Source organism: Agromyces sp. CCNWLW213, from assembly GCF_037199545.1.
Lineage (GTDB): Bacteria > Actinomycetota > Actinomycetes > Actinomycetales > Microbacteriaceae > Agromyces.
Genome location: NZ_JBBBDX010000004.1, coordinates 18,109 through 35,885, shown reverse-complemented (window position 1 = coordinate 35,885; position 17,777 = coordinate 18,109). Strand labels below are relative to the sequence as shown.

Genomic DNA, 17,777 nt, shown 5'->3' with positions numbered 1-17,777 from the left:
GGAGCCGCTCGGAGGCCGGGTCCGGGCCGGGTCCCGGCCGCGTCGCGCCGGGCACCCGGCATCCGTCGGCCGCATTTCGTGCTTTCAGGTTGCGGGGGGAGGATAGGTGGCATGTCTTCCCCCGCTGCCGAAGGGGCAGCCGACGCGCCCCGAATCGAAACCGACGCCGAGCAGACGTACGAGGGCTACACGCTCTTCGCGGTGCTCCGGAAGGATCCAGCACGACCCGACGACCTCGACGGCCGCGACGTCCCGCGGTTCGTCGACGAGCTCGACGGCGTGATCAACCTCGTCCAGGACGAGGGCGTCACGCTCCGCGGCATCTACGACGTCTCGGGGCTGCGTGCCGACGCCGACGTGATGCTGTGGCTCCACGGCCCGACGGCGGAGGGCCTCCAGTGGGCCCTGCGCGAGCTGCGCCGGGCGCGGCTCTTCCGGGCGCTCCTGCCGACGTGGAACGCCATGGGCGTGCACCGCGACGCCGAGTTCAACAAGGCGCACGTGCCCGGCTTCCTCCGCGGCGTCGAGCCGAAGGGGTGGCTCACGATCTATCCGTTCGTGCGCAGCTACGAGTGGTACCTGCTCGCCCCCGAGGAGCGCGGCCGCATGCTCGCCGAGCACGGCCGCAAGGGCGCCGCGTACCGCGGCGTCATCGCGAACACCGTCTCGGCGTTCTCGCTCGGCGACTACGAGTGGCTGCTGCCCATGGAATCCGACGAGCTCACCGACCTGGTCGACATGATGCGCGACCTGCGCGCCACCGACGCTCGCCGGCACGTGCGCGACGAACTGCCGTTCTACACCGGTCGACGCATCTCGACCGCCGAGCTCGTGGAGGTGCTGCAGTAATGGCCGCGACGAACATCGGACGCAAGCCGGCCCCGGCCACCGGGGCGTACTGCGCACCCGGCGCGGTCGTCCCCGGCGCGACCGAGCCGGCCCAGTCGGGCCCGGAGCACGTCGAGACGCCCGTCGCCTACGACGCGATCCTGCTCGCCGGGTTCGGCGGGCCCGAGGGGCAGGACGACGTGATCCCCTTCCTCAGGAACGTCACGCGCGGTCGCGGCATCCCGGACGAGCGCCTCGAGGAGGTCGCGCACCACTACCGCCACTTCGGCGGCGTCAGCCCGATCAACGAGCACAACCGCCAGCTCAAGGCGGCGCTCGAGGCCGAGCTCGCGCGGCGCGGCGTCGACCTGCCGGTGATCTGGGGCAACCGCAACTGGGATCCCTACCTCAACGACGCGGTCCGCGAGGCGAACGAGCGCGGCTTCACCAAGCTCATCGCGATCGCGACGAGCGCCTACAGCTCGTACTCGAGCTGCCGCCAGTACCGCGAGGACTACGCCGACGCCCTCGAGGACACGGGCCTCGGCGAGGTGATCCGGATCGACAAGGTGCGCCAGTTCTTCGACCACCCCGGGTTCGTGACGCCGTTCGTCGAGGGCCTGCGCGACGCACTCGGGAAGCTCGAGGCCGAGCAGCCCGGCCTGAACCGCGCGACCGAGGTCGAGGTGCTGTTCGCGACGCACTCGATCCCGACGGCGGATGCGGCGAAGTCCGGCCCCGCGGAGCGCGGGTTCGGCGAGGGCGGCGCCTACGCCGCGCAGCACCTCGCGGTCGCCGAGGTCGTCATGCGCGAGGCCGGCGCGGCCGACGTGCCGTGGCAGCTCGTCTACCAGTCGCGCTCGGGGCCCCCCTCGCAGCCGTGGCTCGAGCCCGATGTGAACGACGCGATCGCCGAGCTGCCCGCCGCGGGCCGCAAGGCGGTCGTCATCGTGCCGCTCGGGTTCGTGAGCGACCACATGGAGGTCATGTGGGACCTCGACGAGGAGGCCATGGAGACCGCGGAGGAGCACGGGCTCGCCGCCGTCCGCGTGCCGACGCCCGGCGTGCACCCGGCCTACGTCGCCGGGCTCGTCGACCTCGTGATGGAGCGCGTCGACGGCACCCCGACCGCCGACCGCCCGCACCTCACCGACCTCGGGCCCTGGTACGACACGTGCCGACCGGGATGCTGCGAGAACGTGCGCCTCGGCTTCAAGCCGGCGCTCGCCGGGATCGCGCCGTGAGTCCTGCCCGAGACGTGATCCGGGTCGGCACGCGGGGCAGCGCCCTCGCCCTCGCCCAGACACGGCAGATCGCGGAGCGCCTCGGCGCCGCGGCCGACGCCGACATCGAGATCGTCACCGTCACGACGCAGGGCGACACGTCGCGTGCGTCGCTGCAGCAGATCGGCGGCACGGGCGTGTTCGCCGCGGCGCTGCGCGAGGCGCTCGTCGCGGGCGAGTGCGACGTGGTCGTGCACTCCCTGAAGGACCTGCCGACGGGCGAGCACCCCGACCTGCGCCTCGGCGCCGTCCCGAAGCGCGCCGACGCACGCGACGCCCTGTGCGCCCGCGACGGGCTGACGCTCGCCGAGCTGCCCGAGGGCGCCCGCATCGGCACGGGCTCGCCGCGCCGCATCGCGCAGCTCGGCAGGGTGCGGCCCGACGTGGTCGCGGTCGACGTGCGCGGCAACATCGACACGCGCCTGGGGTTCGTCGAGGACGACGAGCTCGACGCGGTGCTGCTCGCCTCCGCGGGCCTGCATCGGCTGGGGCGGGCGGATGCCGCGACCGAGCGGTTCGAGCTCGCCGATTGGCCGACCGCGCCCGGCCAGGGCGCCCTCGCGCTGGAGGTGCGCCGCGAGCGCGGCTCGCCGCACCTGGAGCGCGGGCTCGCGGCCGTCGACCACGGCACGACACGCGCCACGGTGCTCGCCGAGCGGCTCGTCCTCGCGGGACTCGAGGCGGGGTGCGCGGCCCCGATCGGGGCCACGTCCTTCGTGGAGGACGAACTTCTGTTCCTCACGGCGACGGTGTACAGTGCCGACGGGACGCGGTGGTTGACGAGTTCGCACGCCGCGGCCCCCGACAGCCGCTCGGCCGCCGACCTGGCGGACGCGGCCCGCGACGTCGCCGAGCGCGCCGTCGCGGAACTCCTCGGCAACGGCGCCGCCGACCTCGCACCTGCCTTGGAGTCGCCGTGACCGAATTCGAGCCGATGACCGGTGCGATCCGCCTGCCCGGGGCAGACGGATCGAGGCCGCTCGCCGGATGGCGCGTGCTCGTGCCGCGCGGCGGACCCTGGGGCGACGCGGTCGCCGGGTCCCTGCGCGCGCGGGGCGCCTCGCCGATCATCGCGCCCATGATCAACTTCGCGCCGACCGACGACCAGCCGGCGCTGGAGGCGGCGCTCGCCAAGCTCGCCGCGGGCGGCTTCGACTGGGTGACCGTCACGAGCGCGACGACGGTCGACGTGCTGTCCTCCTACGGCGCGGTCATCCCGGAGTCGACGAAGGTCGCCGCGGTGGGCGAGACCACCGCGGCCGCCCTCGTCGCGGCCGGGTACCGCGCCGACATCGTCCCGAGCGAGGACAACTCGGCCCGCGGGCTCCTCGAGGAGTGGGAGGCCGCGACCGAGGGGCGCACGCCGCTCCGCGTCCTCGCGCTCCGCTCGGCCATCGCCAAGCAGGTGCTCTCGATCGGCCTCGAGCGGATCGGCCACCACGTCGAGGCGGTCGTGGCGTACCGCACGATCGGCGTCCCCGTGGCGCAGAAGGTCGTGGACGACGTGCGCGCCGGCAAGGTCGACGCGATCCTCGTCACGTCGGGCAGCGTCGCCGAGCAGGTGCAGGCGCAGCTCGGTCCGATCCCCGAGCGCACGCTCGTCGCCGCGATCGGCCCGCAGACGCAGAGGGATGCCGCGAAGGTCGGCCTCCGTGTCGACGTCGTCGCCGCCGAGCGCAGCGCCGAGTCGCTCATCGAGGCGGTCGTGCACGCCGCCACGCAGACCGTCTGACCTTCGAGCGCCATCCGCGCGCCCGCGCTCGCGCCCCGCTGCCCCCGCGCCTCGTTCCCCTGCCCGGGCTGGAGTGCCGTTTCCGGGTTCGAGGCACGCTTCCTCCCGCACTCCATCCCGGAAACAGCACTCCAAGGCGGGTGCCCGGCGCCCACCTGCCGCCCAGCCGCGCGCGCGTAGGCTTGACGGGTGACTTCCGCACCCGCCCCCCGCGTGCGACCCCGGCGCCTTCGCGAGACGCCGGCCCTGCGCCGCCTGGTGTCCGAGACCCGCCTCGACCCCGCCGAGCTCGTGCTGCCGATCTTCGTCCGCGAGGGCGTGAGCGAGCCGATGCCGATCGCGTCGATGCCGGGCGTCGTGCAGCACTCGCTCGACTCCGTGAGGCAGGCGGTGACGGATGCCGCGGCCGCGGGCGTCGGCGGCGTGATGCTCTTCGGCGTGCCCGAGACCCGCGACGCGACGGGCTCGTGCGGCGTCGCCCCCGAGGGCATCCTCAACGTCGCGACCCGCGTCGTGGCCGACGAGGTCGGCGACGCGCTCGTCGTGCAGACCGACCTGTGCCTCGACGAGTTCACCGACCACGGCCACTGCGGCCTGCTCGACCCGCTCGGCCGCGTCGACAACGACGCGACCCTCGAGCGCTACCGCGAGATGGCGCTCGTGCAGGCGGCGTCGGGCTCGCAGCTGCTCGGCCTGTCGGGCATGATGGACGGCCAGGTCGCGGCGGTCCGCGAGGCGCTGGACGGTGCGGGCTTCACGCACACGGCGATCCTCGCCTACTCGGCCAAGTACGCCTCGGCCTTCTACGGCCCGTTCCGCGACGCCGTGGAGTCGACGCTCGAGGGCGACCGCCGCACCTACCAGCTCGACCCCGGCAACCGCCGCGAGGGCCTGCGCGAGGCGATGATCGACATCGACGAGGGCGCCGACGTGGTGATGGTCAAGCCCGCGGGGTCGTACCTCGACGTGCTGGCCGATGTCGCCGCCGCGAGCGACGTGCCCGTCTGGGCGTACCAGGTGTCCGGCGAGTACGCGATGATCGAGGCCGCCGCGATGCACGGCTGGATCGACCGCCGTCGCGCGGTGATCGAGTCGGTGCGCGGCATCCGTCGGGCCGGTGCCGACGTCGTGCTGACCTACTGGGCGACCGAGCTCGCCGCATGGATCCGGGAGGGGATCGACCGATGACGACCGCAGGGGATCTCGAGACGCCTTCGGCTCCTCGATCCGCACCGACCAACGCCGACCTGTTCGCCCGCGCGCAGGCCGCGATCCCGGGCGGCGTGAACTCGCCCGTGCGCGCGTTCCGCTCGGTGGGCGGCACGCCGCGCTTCCTCGTGTCGGCCCGCGGCCCGTACGTGACCGACGCCGAGGGACGCGAGTACGTCGACCTCGTGGCGGGCTGGGGTCCCGCGATCCTCGGCCACGCGCATCCCGAGGTGATCGCCGCCGTCCAGGAGGCCGCCGCCCGCGGCCTCTCGTTCGGCGCGTCCACGCCCGTCGAGACCGAGCTCGCCGAGCTCATCGAGCAGCGCGTGGCGCCCGTCGAGAAGCTGAGGCTCGTGTCGACGGGCACCGAGGCGACCATGAGCGCCATCCGCCTGGCCCGCGGGTTCACCGGACGCGACCTGCTCGTGAAGTTCGCCGGCCACTACCACGGCCACTCCGACGGCCTGCTCGCCGAGGCCGGTTCGGGCCTGGCGACGTTCGCGCTGCCCGGCTCGGCCGGGGTGCCCGCCGACGTCGCCGCACTGACGCTCGTCGTGCCGTACAACGACCTCGACGCGCTGCGCGCGGTGTTCGCCGAGCACGGCGACCGCATCGCCGCCGTCATCACCGAGGCGGCCGCGGCGAACATGGGCGTCGTGCCGCCGGCGCCCGGGTTCAACCGCGCGCTCGTCGAGCTCGCGCACGCCCACGGCGCGCTCGTCATCAGCGACGAGGTGCTCACCGGATTCCGCGTCTCGAAGGCCGGCTGGTGGGGGGTCGAGGCGGGCACCGACGCCGAGTCCACGCCCGACCTGCTCACGTTCGGCAAGGTCGTCGGCGGCGGCATGCCGGTCGCCGCGCTCGGCGGCCGCGCCGACGTCATGGAGCGCCTCGCGCCGCTCGGCCCGGTCTACCAGGCCGGCACGCTCTCGGGGAACCCGGTCGCGGTGACCGCGGGCGTCACGACCCTCCGGCTCGCGGACGACGCGGTGTACGACCGCCTCTCCGCGGTCGCCGAGACGATCTCGCAGGCGGTCTCGGCGGCGCTCGCCGCCGAGGGCGTGCCGCACGCCGTCCAGTACGCCGGCAACCTCTTCAGCTTCCTGTTCGGCGACGCGGTCGCGGGCGGCGCGCGCGACTACGCGGGCGTGCTCGCACAGGAGCCCTGGCGCTACCCGCCGTTCTTCCACGCGATGCTCGACGCGGGCGTCTCGCTGCCGCCGAGCGTCTTCGAGGCGTGGTTCGTCACGGCCGCGCACGACGACGCGGCGGTCTCCCGCATCGTCGACGCCCTCCCGGCGGCGGCCCGCGCCGCGGCATCCGCTCGCCCGCCCGAGGCCTGACGCGGCCCATCGTCCGTAGGGATCGGCAACGGAACCGATCCGGCGTTTGTGGAGCGTCGACGACGCGAGCCGCGGGCGCGTCGGGCAGGATGGGACATATGGCCAATCTCCGCGTGCACAACGACCGGCTCGAGGTCCACCTCACGCCGGCGGAGAAGACGCTCGCGATGCGGTCGGCCGACGTGATCGTCCAGCGCGACGACATCCGCTCGGCGACCATCACCGACGACCCGTGGATCTGGATCCGCGGCATCCGTCGTCGCGGCAGCGAGGTGCCGCTCGTGCTCGCGGTCGGCGTCTGGAAGACGCACGGCGGCAGCGACTTCGTCCTCGTCAAGCGCAAGCGCCAGGCGATCGTGCTCGAGCTCTCGGGCGGCGAGTTCGCCCGGCTCGTGCTGAGCACCAGCCGCGCGGCCGAGCTCGTCGACCGGCTCAAGGTCGGCGTGCCGGTGGGCGACGGCGCAGCCGAGGAGGGCGGCGACCCGGCGCCGCACCACGTGCCGAGCGAGGTCTTCGCCGAAGAGGAGACCAGCGGCGACTGAGCCGGTTCGGGCGCGCCTCGCCGGGCGGCGCTCAGGCGAACAGGAACAGCACGAACCCGATGAGCGGCAGCGTGCCCTGGATGAGCGCCGGACGCAGGTACCCGGGCCCGGTGGTCGTCAGCACGACCGCGGCCGCGGTCATCGACGCCGTCGCGAACAGCACGAGCGCGCGCCCGGCGTACGGCAGCCCGGCCCAGAGCAGGACCGCGACGCCCGCGAGCGCGCCGACCGCGAGGAACAGGTTGTAGAAGCCCTGGTTGTACGCCATCGGCCGCAGCACCTCGGCCTGCTCGGGAGTGCGCACGCCGAACGTGCGCCACGTGGACGGATGCATCCACCGGATGCTCTCGAGCACGAAGATCCAGACGTGCAGCAGCGCGGCGAGGACGACGACCACGATCCCGGCGATCTGCACGAAGCCCATGGGCGGATGCTACGCGCCGGGGCGCTCGCGGGCATCCGCCCCGAACGTGGGGGTGCGGGGATGCGTCGGATGTGTCAGGACACGTCGCGGCGCCACGTCGTGAGGCCGCCGAGCACCGTGGTGACGAGCGCGATGCCGAACAGCACGAGCGCACCCTGCCACCATTCGAGCGCCTCGACCGCGCCCATGCCGGCCACGCTGTAGAACGAGGCGCCGACGAGTGCGTCGCTCGCCGCGCCGGGGAGGTACCGGCCGAGGTCGGCCGTGACCTCGTTGAACGAGGCCACCAGTCGCAGCACGGGCTCGACGAACTGGGTGAAGGCGATCACGATGACGATCGCGGCCACCTGGTTGGGGACGAGGGTGCCGAGCCCGACGCCGATCGCGCCCCAGAGCGCCATTGCGAGGATGCCGCGGCCGACGAGGGCCCACGTGTCGGACGAGTCGAGGCCCGTCTCGAGGTCGAACGCGGCGAGGGCCGCCGCGCCGGCGCCCACCGAGGTGGCGAACCCGATGACGCCGAGCACGGCGCCCATCACGAGCTGCGTGGCGAACTTGCCGCCGAGCACGGTCGTGCGGTGCGGCTCGGCCAGGAACGTCGCGGTGAGCGTCCGGTGCCGGAACTCGGTCGTGACCGCGAGCGCGCCGAGCAGCACCGGGAAGACGTACCCGATCGAGGTCGCGAAGCTGTACAGCAGGGGCGGGAGCTCGAGCCCGGGCGGGAGGGCCGTGTTGTTGCCGACCTGGGCGGCCGATTCCGGATTCTGCACCGTCCACCCGAGGAATGCGCCGAACCCGCCCGCCATCATCGCGACGTAGACGACGAGCACGAGCGCGAGCAGCCACCACATGCGCGTGGTGAAGACCTTGCGGAACTCCGCGGCGATCGATCGCATGGACGACATCACTCCCCACCCTCGCCCACGAGCGCGAGGAAGGAGTCCTCGAGGCCCGACTTCAACGGATGCAGCGCACTCAGCTCGACGCCGCCGACGAATGCCGCGTGCCCGACGACGCCCGGATCGGGCTCGGCCACGATCATGCCCTCCGGTCCCTCGGTGTAGTGGAGTCCCGCCTGGTCGAGTGCGGCGGCGAGCCGGAGGCGCTCGGGGGAGTCGACGACGGTGCGCGGCGCGGTGTCGAGCTCGATGCTCGAGAGCGGACCGGACTTCACGAGGCGACCCCGGGTGATGATGACGACATCGTCGACCGACTGCTGCACCTCGCTGAGCAGGTGCGAGCTCACGAGCACCGTGCGTCCCTCGCTCGCGAGGCGCTGCAGGAACCCCCGGATCCACTTGATGCCCTCGGGGTCGAGGCCGTTGATCGGCTCGTCGAGGACGAGCACCCGCGGGTCGCCGAGCAGCGTCGTCGCGAGCGCGAGCCGCTGCCGCATGCCGAGCGAGAATCCGCCCACGCGCCGGTCGGCGAACTCGGCGAGACCCACCTGCGCGAGCACCTCGGGCACGCGGGACGAGCGGATCCCGCCCGCCGTCGCCGCGACGCGGAGGTGGTTGCGCGCGGTCCGGCCCGGGTGGAACGCCGCATCGAGCGCGGCTCCCACCGTCTCGAGGGGGCGCCGCAGGTCGCGGTACCGCGTGCCGCCGAAGGTCGCCGTGCCCTCGGTCGGCCGGACGAGCCCGAGCAGGACGCGCAGGGTCGTCGTCTTGCCCGCGCCGTTCGGCCCGAGGAACCCCGTGACGCGGCCGGGCCGGACGGTGAACGAGAGGTCCTCGACCGCGGTCACGGGGCCGAAGCGCTTCGTGAGGCCGCTGATCTCGATGGGGATGCCGTCCGCCATGCGTTCTCCTCGCGTCGATGGGGCGCGCGGCCGTCGCACGCCCCGGGTCAGACTATCGACTCGCCGTCCGGCGGCGAGCCCCGCACCGCGTCAGTTGAGCGGCCGGATGTCGCTCGGCAGCACTCCGCCTCGGTACAGGTACGACGCGGCGTCCTGCAGCGCGCCGAGGGCGAGGCGCTGGGGGTACGGGCCGTACGAGACGCGGGCGACGCCGAGCTCCTCGAGCCGATCGGGCGGCGGCACGGACGGCAGGCCGATGACGCTCAGGCGGCGCTCGCCGAGTGCCGCGACGAGCTCGACGATGACGTCCTCGCCGAAGTCGCCCGGCACGAACACGCACGTGGCGCCCGCATCGAGGTAGGCGCGGCCGCGCTCGACGGCGTCGGCGAGCGACGCCTCGCGCGGGCGGTCGCGCCCGCGGAGCCACGCGTCGGTGCGCGCGTTGAGCGCGAACGGCACGCCCTCGGCGTCGGCCGCGGCGACGGCGGCCTCCACGGCCGCGACCGACTCGGCCAGCGGTCGCAGCTCGTCCTCGAGGTTGGCGCCCGCGACGCCGAGCCCGACGGCGCGGCGGACGGTCTCGCCCGGATCGCCGTACCCCGCCTCGAGGTCGGCGCTCACGGGCACGTCGACGGCGGCCGCGATGCGGCCGACCATGTCGAGCATGAGGTCGACGGGGATCCGCTCGCCGTCGGGGTAGCCGAACGTGGCCGCGATCGCGTGGCTCGCGGTGGCGAGCGCGCGGGTCTCCGGGAGGGCGGCGACCGCCCGGGCGCTCGCGACATCCCACACGTTCACCACCTGCAGCAGGTGCGGGTCGTCGTGGAGGCGGCGCAGTTCGGCGGCCGAGGCGGGGGCGGCGGTCATGCGACCAGCGTAGGCGGGGTCAGCGGAGCGCGGTGGCGAGGCTCGCGAGCAACCGGTCGACGTCGCGCTCGTCCGTGTACGGCGCGAGCCCCACGCGGAGGCCGCCCTCGTCGCCGAGTCCGAGGTGACGCGACGCCTCGAGCGCGTAGAAGTTGCCGCTCGGCGCGAGGATCCGGTCGGCTGCGAGGCGCCTCGTGACGTCGGCGGCCGCGTGCCCCTCGAACGTCATGAGGACGGTCGGCGTGCGACGTTCCGCACGCGACCGGACGGTGACGCCGCCGAGCGCGTCGAGTCCCGCCCGGAGCCGCTCCGCGAGGGCGAGCTCGTGCTCGTGGAGCGCGGCGTACGACGTGGCGAGCCGGTCGCGGCGGGAGGCCGCGGCATCCGTCGTCCCGGTATCGAGGGACGCGAGCACGTCGACCGCCGCCGTGACGCCCGCCAGCAGCTCGTAGGGCAGCGTGCCGAACTCGAACCGCTCGGGCACGGCGTCGGTCGATGGCAGCAGCTTGTCCGGTGCGATCGTCTCGAGCAGCTCGGGCCGCGCGACGAGCACGCCGCAGTGCGGGCCCAGGAACTTGTACGGCGAGCACGTGAAGAAGTCCGCGCCGAGCGTGACGACGTCCGGCAGCTCGTGGGCGGTGGCGTGCACGCCGTCGACGAAGAGCAGCCCGCCCGCCGCGTGCACCGCCGCGGCGATCGCCGGGATGTCGGGCATCGTGCCGATGAGGTTCGACGCCGCCGTGACCGCGACGAGGCGCGTGCGCGGGCCGAGCAGCGACGCGATCGCCTCGACCGGCAGTTCGCCGGTCTCCGGGTCGAAGTCGGCCCAGCGCACGGTCGCGCCCGTGCGCTCGGCGGCCTGCACCCAGGGGCGCACGTTCGAATCGTGGTCGAGGCGCGTGACGACGACCTCGTCGCCGGCGCCCCAGTCGCGCGACAGGTGCCGCGAGAAGTCGTACGCGAGCTGCGTCGCGCTGCGACCGTGCACGACCCCGCGCGGGTGGGCGTTCACGAGGTCGGCGACCGCGAGCCGGAAGCTCGTCACGGCCTCCTCGGCGCGCACCTCCGACTCGCCGATCAGCCCGCGGTTCGACAGCGGCCCCACGAGCACGGATGCCACGGCCTCGCCCACCTGCCGCGGCGTCTGCGTGCCGCCGGGCCCGTCGAACTGGGCCCAGCCGTAGTCGAGCGCGGGGAACCAGGATCGGATGCGGGCGACGTCGTAGGCCATGCGCCAGAGCCTAGGTCACGTCACCGTCGACGGGGGTTAGCATGCACGCATGCAGGCGCCAGGGGAGCGGCCCGGGTCGAGCGACGAGCGCCCGGCACCCGACCTGCCGCCGCGCGTGTCGTTCACGGCGATGCTCGACGGGTTCTTCTTCGTGTTCGCCGGGGTCGCCGCGATCTGGCTCGCGTGGCTCCTCTTCGAGCAGTCCTTCGAGTTCGGCTGGTGGGGCATCGCCTTCTTCGTCGTGTTCTGGCTCGTGCTCGCCTACCTCGTGCTGCCGCGGCTGCACCGGATCCTCACGACCATCTACGTGCCCGACTACTTCATCGGCCGCACGCGCACGAGCGACGGGCTGCTCGGCGACCCCGTGAACCTCGCCTTCGACGGCCCCGAGGTCGCGGTGCACGCCGCCATGGGCGCCGGCGGGTGGACCCGTGCCGACGAGGTGACGCTCGGCTCGAGTTGGCGGATCGTGACCTCGACGCTCTCGCGCCGGAGCTACGACGAGGCCCCGGTGAGCCCGCTCTTCCTCTTCGGCCGCCAGCAGGACTTCGCGTACCAGCAGGAGGTCGCCGGCAACCCGGCGAAGCGCCACCACGTGCGGTTCTGGCGCACGGCCGACGGCTGGCTGCTGCCCGGCGGGCGCCGCGTGGACTGGCTCGCCGCGGGCACGTTCGACCGCGCCGTCGGGTTCTCGCTGTTCACGCTGCAGGTCACGCACAAGATCGACGCCGACATCGACGTCGAACGCGATCACATCATCCGGACGCTCACCGATGCCGACGTCGGCGTGGGCGTGCACGTGCTGCGCGACTTCTCGACCGGCTACCACTCGCGCAACGGCGGCGGCGACAGCGTCCGCACCGACGGCGACCTCCCGGTGGTCGACGTGAGCCGGGTCGGCCTCGCGGATGCCGCCGACGCCGGGGTCGCGGAGGCGGCCTCGTGAACGCGGTCGGCCCCGTCGTCCCCGAGAAGCGCGCGGCGTTCGAACCGCCCGCGCGCCTGGCCGAGCGGGAGCCGATCCGCCGGCGGATGCGCAGGCCGGCGGCGACGGCGTTCGGCTCGGTGCTCGTGCTGCTCCGCGTGATCGCGGGCGTGCTCTGGCTCGTCTCGCTCGCGCTCAACTGGTCGGCGGTCGAGCGGGAGTTCGATGTGCGGCTCGGCGGCGCGTCGGCGGCGGCGGCCTCCGACGCGGCGCTCGCGATCGTGCTCCTGATCGGCGGGACGGTGCTCGCGATCGACGTCGTGCTCGCCGTGCTCATCTGGTTCGGCAGCAACTGGGCGCGGATCACGGTCATGCTGTTCGCGACGATCAACATCACGATCGCGGCGATCGACTCGTTCACCGGCGACGCCGAGGTCACCATCCGGACCACGTTCTTCACGGTCGCCCTGGACATCCTGATCCTGCTCGCGCTGTCGAGCCGGGACTCCCGCGCCTGGGCCCGGCTGCCGCGGGCGGGGCGGCACTCGGCAGGGGGCCGGCGACGTGGGAGCGCCCGCCTCGGGGACCGCCCTGAGGACGTCGCGGGAACGGCGGCGTAGGTTCTCATGATGCCCGACCACTCCGCCATGAGGCGAACGATCCGCCGCCTCGCCGCGCCCCTCGCCGTCCTTATGGCCTTCGCCGCACTCACGGGATGCCGGCCCGGGCCGGACTCCGACGCCGCCGAGCCCACGGCCTCGGCGGCGACCGGGAGCGACGCCGAGCTCGTGCGCGCCATCCGCCCCGTCTTCACCGACCCGGAGGATCTCGCCGCGGTCGCCGTGGTCGACGGCGACGAGGTGCGGACGGCGTTCGTCGGCGCCGACGCGGACACCGCCTTCGAGATCGGATCGGTCAGCAAGACGTTCATCGGGCTCCTGCTGGCCGAGGCGGTCGAGCGCGGCGAGGTCGCCGTCGACGACCCCATCGGCAGGTACCTCGACCTCGGCGATTCGCCCGCGGCATCCGCCACGTTCGAGGAGCTCGCGACCCACCGGTCGGGCCTGCCGACCTTCCCGAGCGATCCCGGATGGATGGCGTCCGTCGAGGACGGCTTCGCCGATGGCGAGGACGTGCTCGACGAGACCGTGCCCGAGCTGCTCGCCCTCGCCCGTGCCGAGCCGATCCAGGCGGACGCGCCGCCCCAGTACTCCAACCTCGGCGCCGCTCTCGCGGGCCAGGCGCTCGCGGCCGCCGCCGGGACGGACTACGCCGGCCTCCTGGAGGAGCGCCTCCTCGGGCCGCTCGGGCTCGGCACCGCGTCCAGCCCGGTGGAGGACGACGAGGTCCCCGAGGCGCTCGCCCCCGGGTTCCTCGCGGACGGGCGGCCGGCCGAGCCGTCCACGCTCGCGGCGTTCGCGCCCGCGGGCGGCATCGTCGCGACCGTCGCCGACCTCGCCGCGTACGCGCGCGGCGTGATCGACGGCCCGTTCGCCGACAGCCCCGCCCTCGAGCCCGCGGTCGCGTGGGAGGGGTCGGAGATGGGCTGGTTCTGGGTCGTCTCGACCGGGTACGACGGCCACGAGATCGCCTCGCACGGCGGGCTCACCGCCGGCTTCGCCGCGAGCCTCATGGTCGACCGCACCGCGGGACGCGCCGTCATCGTCCTGTCGAACCGCGGCGAGCCCGTGGACGCGCTCGCCGAGGACCTCATGGTCCGGGTGTCCCGCGACGACGGCTGAGCGATGCGTCGCGCGGCGCGCTCAGGCGGCGGATGCGGCGTGGCCGGCGCATCGCGCGGGGCCGCACGACTCGCACCGCACGGATCGCGTGCGGCACGCGGCATCCGTGCAGTCGACGGTGCGCTTGGTCGCGGCGCCGCAGCCCTCGCACACCCCGATCACCGCGGCGTGGTCGCTGAAGTCGACCGAGCCACGCCCGTCGAACACGTACAGCGAACCCTCCCAGAGCCCGTCGTCGCCGAAGCGCTCGCCATAGCGCACGATGCCGCCCTCGAGCTGGTAGACCTCGCCGAAGCCGCGGTTCGCCATGAGGCTCGAGAGCACCTCGCACCGGATGCCGCCCGTGCAGTAGGTCACGACCGGCCGACCCTTCAGGTCGTCGTACCGGCCCGAGTCGAGCTCGGCGACGAAGTCCCGCGTGGTCTCGACGTCGGGGACGACGGCTCCGCGGAACCTGCCGATGGCGGCCTCGAGCGCGTTGCGCCCGTCGAAGAAGACGACCTCGTCGCCGCGTTCGGCCACGAGCTCGTGCAGCGCCTCGGGGCTCAGGCGTGTGCCGCCGCCCATCACGCCGTGCTCGTCGACGCGCAGCTCGCCGGCCGCGCCGAACGACACGATCTCGTCGCGCACCTTCACGCTGAGCTTCGGGAAGTCGAGGCTGCGGTCGTCGTCGTCGAGCCCGGTGCCCTCGCTCCACTTGAAGTCGATGTCCTTGAACGGCGGGTAGTCGCGGGTCCTGCGCACGTACCGCTTGAGCGAGCCCATTTCGCCGCCGAGCGTGCCGTTCAGGCCGTCCTTCGAGATCAGGATGCGGCCGCGCAGCCCGAGCGACTCGGCGAGGTCCCGCTGCCACAGCCGGATCGCATCGGGGTCGGCGAGGGGCGTGAACACGTAGAACAGCAGGATCTTGGCGAGCGGCACCGGCCGATCATAGGTCGATTCGCTGGGCGGATGCCGCGTCGCGGCGCGTGCGCGGCGGCCCCGGCGACCACGGTCGTATCCTGACCGCGATGCCGCCCGCCCCGAACGAGGAGGATCGCGATGCTCGACGTGGATCCGTACGCTGCGTTGCAGAAGCTCCGGCCCGTGGACTCGTTCACCGTGACGAGCGCCGACTTCGACGACGGGGGTCCGCTCGCCCGCCCGCAGTGGAGCGCCGCCGCGGGCGGCGTCGACCGGTCGCCGCAGCTGTCGTGGTCGGGCTTCCCCGAGCGCACGCGCAGCTTCGCGGTCACGTGCCTCGACCCCGATGCGCCGTCCGGCTCCGGCTGGTGGCACTGGGCCGTCGCGAACCTGCCGGTCGGCACGACGAGCCTGGAGGCGGGCGCCGGCGCACCCGGCGGACCGCCGCTCCCCGCCGGATCGCTCGTGCTGCGCAACGAGGACGGCGAACGCGGGTTCGGGGGTGCGGCGCCGCCGCGAGGCACGGGCGCCCACCGGTACGTGTTCGTCGTGCACGCGCTCGACGTGCCGAGCCTCGAGCTCGACCCGGCCGCCTCGCCCGCGACCCTCGGCATGCGGTGCTTCTTCCACGGCCTCGCGCGCGGCATCCTGACCGGGACCGCCGACCGCGACTGATCGCTCGAGGCCGCTACGGCGTGTCGCCCGACAGCGCGAGCGCGCCGCCGAGGCCGATCATCATCACGCCGCCCGTCGTCGCGAGGTGCGACGCCCGACGCGGCGACCGCGCGAACCAGTCGCGGGCCGAGCCGGCGGCGAGCGCCCACACGGAGTCGCACGCGAGCGCGAGCACCACGAACGCCGTGCCCAGCATCGCCATCTGCAGCGGGATCGCACCCGCCTCGAACGACACGAACTGCGGGAGCACCGCGACGAAGAAGGCGATCGTCTTCGGGTTGGTCACGCCGACGACGAACCCCTCGCCGAGCAGTCGCCCGGGCGAGCGGGGCGCCGTCTCGCCGGTGACGGATGCCGCGGCATCCGCTCGATGCCGGATGGCCTGCACCCCGAGGTGGATGAGGTAGAGCGCCCCGGCGATCTTGATGCCCGTGAACAGCAGCACCGACTGGGCGACGACGACGCCGACGCCGAGCGCCACCGCTGCGACGAGCGGCAGCATGCCGAGCGCGTTGCCGATCACGCTGAGCAGGCCTCCCGCACGGCCGAGCGCGAGGGAGCGGCCGATGACGAACAGCACGCTGGGCCCCGGGATGACGATGAGCACCACCGAGGCCAGGACGAACGCCCAGAGGTTCGATGCGGGGACCACGGACGGATCGTACCCCCGGCGGCACGGATGCCGCCGCTACTCCTCCTCGGGCTGCGGGTCGACGGCGCGCGCCAGGCGCACCCTCGTGCCGAACGGGTCGGCGACCATCGACATGCGCTCGCCCCACGGGGTGTCATCCGGCTGCTCGATCACGAGGTAGCCCGCCTCGCCGATCGCGGCCGTCGCCGCGTCGACGTCGTCGACGTAGAACCACAGCAGCATGCCGGCGCCCTCGCCGGCCGTCGCGCCCTCGGCGAGGCCCAGCCCGAGCTGCGACGAGCCCGCCTGCAGCGTCACGAAGACCGGGTCGCCCTCGGCCGGATTGCGGTAGATCACCGTCGCGCCGAGCGCATCGTGGTAGAAGCGCATCGCGGCATCCATGTCGGGCACCTCGACGATCGGGAACGCGGATTCGATCATGACCCCTCCTGCGGCCGACGCTACGCCGCGCCGACCGATGCCGCTACCGTTGCAGCGTGAGCGAGCACATCTCCGCGATCGCGGCCGACGGCGTCGGGCGCCTGACGCTGCAGCGTCCGCAGGCGCTGAACGCGCTGAGCTACGAGATGATCCGCTCGATCAGCGGCGTCTTCGAGGCATGGCGGCACGACCCCGAGGTCTCGATGGTCGTGCTCGACGGCGCCGGCGAACGCGGGTTCTGCGCGGGCGGCGACGTGCGCGAGCTCTACGGCTACACCACCGGCGGGCACGCGGCAGAGGCGCTGCGGTTCTTCCGCGACGAGTACCGCCTCAACGCGACGATCGCGCGCTACCCGAAGCCCGTGGTCGCGATCATGGACGGCATCACCATGGGCGGCGGCATCGGTCTCGCCGGGCACGCGTCGATCCGGATCGTGACCGAGCGGTCGCGCGTCGCGATGCCCGAGACCCGCATCGGGTTCACGCCCGACGTGGGCGGATCGTGGCTCCTCGCGCGCGCCCCCGGCGAGCTGGGCGTGCACCTCGCGCTCAACTCGCGCACGATGGACGCGGCCGATGCGATGCACGCGGGGTTCGCCGACGCGTTCGTGCCATCCGAGCGCATCCCGCACCTGCTGCAGGCGCTCGCCGAGCGCGCCGACCCGGGCACCCCGTGGGAGATCGTCATGCTCTTCGACGAGACCCCCGGACCGTCCGCGCTCGCCGCCGCGCGCCCGTGGGTCGACGCGTGCTACTCGGCGCCGACGGTCGCCGACATCATCTCCCGCCTGCGGGCGTTCGCCGGGGGGCGAGCGGATGGCGCGGTGCCGTCGCCCGCCGATGACGCCGCGGCGCGGCATCCGTCGAACCAGCCGGCCGCCGCGTATGCGGCCGCCGCCGCCGACGAGCTCGAGACGCTCTCGCCGACCGCGCTCAGCGTCACGCTCGCGGCGGTCCGCCGGGCGCGCTCCCTCGGGTCGCTCGAGGACGCGCTCGAGCAGGAGTTCCGCGCGGTGTCGTGGTTCATCGGGCAGCACGACCTGCACGAGGGCATCCGCGCCCAGGTCATCGACAAGGACCGCAACCCGAGGTGGGACCCGCCGGCGCTCGACGACGTGCCCCAGGGCCTCGCCGACCGCGTGCTCGCGGAGCAGCTGTACGAGCCCGTGTGGTCGCGCCCGGCGCCGGTGGTCGAGTAGG

Annotated in this window: 20 protein-coding genes; 12 read left to right on the top strand and 8 right to left on the bottom strand. The window is 73.8% G+C overall.

Going from position 1 to position 17,777, the window contains the following annotated elements; all coding sequences use genetic code 11:
- The first annotated feature begins 111 nt into the window (after positions 1–111).
- The 7 genes from hemQ to WBQ80_RS09505 all read left to right on the top strand — a co-directional run bounded on the left by hemQ (position 112) and on the right by WBQ80_RS09505 (position 6,937).
- On the top strand, positions 112–849 hold the full coding sequence (gene hemQ, locus WBQ80_RS09535; protein ID WP_336570757.1) for a hydrogen peroxide-dependent heme synthase: 738 nt from the start codon (positions 112–114) through the stop codon (positions 847–849).
- On the top strand, positions 849–2,072 hold the full coding sequence (locus WBQ80_RS09530) for a ferrochelatase (RefSeq protein ID WP_336570758.1): 1,224 nt from the start codon (positions 849–851) through the stop codon (positions 2,070–2,072). The genes hemQ and WBQ80_RS09530 overlap by 1 nt, the downstream gene beginning before the upstream one ends.
- Positions 2,069–3,031, top strand: coding sequence for a hydroxymethylbilane synthase (gene hemC, locus WBQ80_RS09525; protein WP_336570759.1), 963 nt, complete (start codon positions 2,069–2,071; stop codon positions 3,029–3,031). Before WBQ80_RS09530 ends, hemC begins: the two co-directional genes overlap by 4 nt.
- A 14-nt stretch (positions 3,032–3,045) precedes the next feature.
- Positions 3,046–3,843, top strand: coding sequence for a uroporphyrinogen-III synthase (locus tag WBQ80_RS09520; protein WP_336570853.1), 798 nt, complete (start codon positions 3,046–3,048; stop codon positions 3,841–3,843).
- 189 nt (positions 3,844–4,032) lie between these two features.
- Positions 4,033–5,031 (top strand): porphobilinogen synthase, encoded by a 999-nt coding sequence (hemB, locus tag WBQ80_RS09515; protein WP_336570760.1) that lies wholly within the window; start codon positions 4,033–4,035, stop codon positions 5,029–5,031.
- Entirely contained in the window at positions 5,028–6,395 is a 1,368-nt protein-coding gene (hemL, locus tag WBQ80_RS09510; RefSeq protein ID WP_336570761.1) for a glutamate-1-semialdehyde 2,1-aminomutase, read from the top strand. The genes hemB and hemL overlap by 4 nt, the downstream gene beginning before the upstream one ends.
- Before the next feature lie 98 nt (positions 6,396–6,493).
- Positions 6,494–6,937, top strand: a complete 444-nt coding sequence (locus WBQ80_RS09505; RefSeq protein ID WP_336570762.1) for a hypothetical protein — start codon at positions 6,494–6,496, stop codon at positions 6,935–6,937.
- 31 nt (positions 6,938–6,968) lie between these two features.
- Here WBQ80_RS09505 and WBQ80_RS09500 read toward each other — a convergent pair whose 3' ends face one another.
- The 5 genes from WBQ80_RS09500 to WBQ80_RS09480 form a co-directional block, all read right to left on the bottom strand.
- Positions 6,969–7,361 carry a DUF1304 domain-containing protein gene (locus tag WBQ80_RS09500; RefSeq protein WP_336570763.1) on the bottom strand — a complete coding sequence of 131 codons (393 nt, stop codon included), beginning with the start codon at positions 7,359–7,361 and terminating at the stop codon, positions 6,969–6,971.
- A 74-nt stretch (positions 7,362–7,435) separates the two neighbouring features.
- Entirely contained in the window at positions 7,436–8,266 is an 831-nt protein-coding gene (locus tag WBQ80_RS09495; RefSeq protein WP_336570764.1) for an ABC transporter permease, read from the bottom strand.
- The gene (locus tag WBQ80_RS09490) at positions 8,266–9,162 is read right to left on the bottom strand and encodes an ATP-binding cassette domain-containing protein (RefSeq protein WP_336570765.1); all 897 of its coding nucleotides are present in this window, start codon (positions 9,160–9,162) and stop codon (positions 8,266–8,268) included. Before WBQ80_RS09490 ends, WBQ80_RS09495 begins: the two co-directional genes overlap by 1 nt.
- Before the next feature lie 90 nt (positions 9,163–9,252).
- Positions 9,253–10,029 (bottom strand): isocitrate lyase/PEP mutase family protein, encoded by a 777-nt coding sequence (locus WBQ80_RS09485; RefSeq protein ID WP_337282531.1) that lies wholly within the window; start codon positions 10,027–10,029, stop codon positions 9,253–9,255.
- 19 nt (positions 10,030–10,048) lie between these two features.
- Positions 10,049–11,260: a cysteine desulfurase-like protein gene (locus WBQ80_RS09480; RefSeq protein ID WP_336570768.1), complete on the bottom strand. Its 1,212-nt coding sequence runs from the start codon at positions 11,258–11,260 to the stop codon at positions 10,049–10,051.
- 49 nt (positions 11,261–11,309) lie between these two features.
- Here WBQ80_RS09480 and WBQ80_RS09475 point away from each other — a divergent pair, with 49 nt between their 5' ends.
- From WBQ80_RS09475 to WBQ80_RS09465, 3 genes are read left to right on the top strand one after another with little or no spacing between them, the layout of a single operon-like run.
- Positions 11,310–12,206, top strand: a complete 897-nt coding sequence (locus WBQ80_RS09475) for an LssY C-terminal domain-containing protein (RefSeq protein WP_336570769.1) — start codon at positions 11,310–11,312, stop codon at positions 12,204–12,206.
- A complete protein-coding gene (locus WBQ80_RS09470) occupies positions 12,203–12,805 on the top strand; it encodes a hypothetical protein (protein ID WP_336570770.1) in 603 nt (200 codons plus the stop codon). The genes WBQ80_RS09475 and WBQ80_RS09470 overlap by 4 nt, the downstream gene beginning before the upstream one ends.
- Before the next feature lie 9 nt (positions 12,806–12,814).
- A complete protein-coding gene (locus WBQ80_RS09465) occupies positions 12,815–13,927 on the top strand; it encodes a serine hydrolase domain-containing protein (protein WP_337282530.1) in 1,113 nt (370 codons plus the stop codon).
- Between the two features lie 21 nt (positions 13,928–13,948).
- On the opposite strand, the gene trhO is transcribed toward WBQ80_RS09465, so the two are convergent.
- Entirely contained in the window at positions 13,949–14,848 is a 900-nt protein-coding gene (gene trhO / locus WBQ80_RS09460; RefSeq protein WP_336570772.1) for an oxygen-dependent tRNA uridine(34) hydroxylase TrhO, read from the bottom strand.
- Between the two features lie 120 nt (positions 14,849–14,968).
- Here trhO and WBQ80_RS09455 point away from each other — a divergent pair, with 120 nt between their 5' ends.
- Entirely contained in the window at positions 14,969–15,505 is a 537-nt protein-coding gene (locus WBQ80_RS09455) for a YbhB/YbcL family Raf kinase inhibitor-like protein (protein ID WP_336570773.1), read from the top strand.
- A gap of 13 nt (positions 15,506–15,518) precedes the next feature.
- Here the strand turns inward: WBQ80_RS09455 and WBQ80_RS09450 are convergent, their stop codons facing one another.
- Both WBQ80_RS09450 and WBQ80_RS09445 read right to left on the bottom strand, forming a co-directional pair.
- A complete protein-coding gene (locus WBQ80_RS09450; RefSeq protein ID WP_336570774.1) occupies positions 15,519–16,157 on the bottom strand; it encodes a LysE family translocator in 639 nt (212 codons plus the stop codon).
- Between the two features lie 36 nt (positions 16,158–16,193).
- Positions 16,194–16,616 carry a VOC family protein gene (locus tag WBQ80_RS09445; protein WP_336570854.1) on the bottom strand — a complete coding sequence of 141 codons (423 nt, stop codon included), beginning with the start codon at positions 16,614–16,616 and terminating at the stop codon, positions 16,194–16,196.
- Between the two features lie 17 nt (positions 16,617–16,633).
- Between WBQ80_RS09445 and WBQ80_RS09440 the strand changes: the two genes are divergently transcribed.
- The gene (locus tag WBQ80_RS09440) at positions 16,634–17,776 is read left to right on the top strand and encodes an enoyl-CoA hydratase/isomerase family protein (protein ID WP_336570775.1); all 1,143 of its coding nucleotides are present in this window, start codon (positions 16,634–16,636) and stop codon (positions 17,774–17,776) included.
- The last annotated feature ends 1 nt before the right edge of the window (position 17,777 follow it).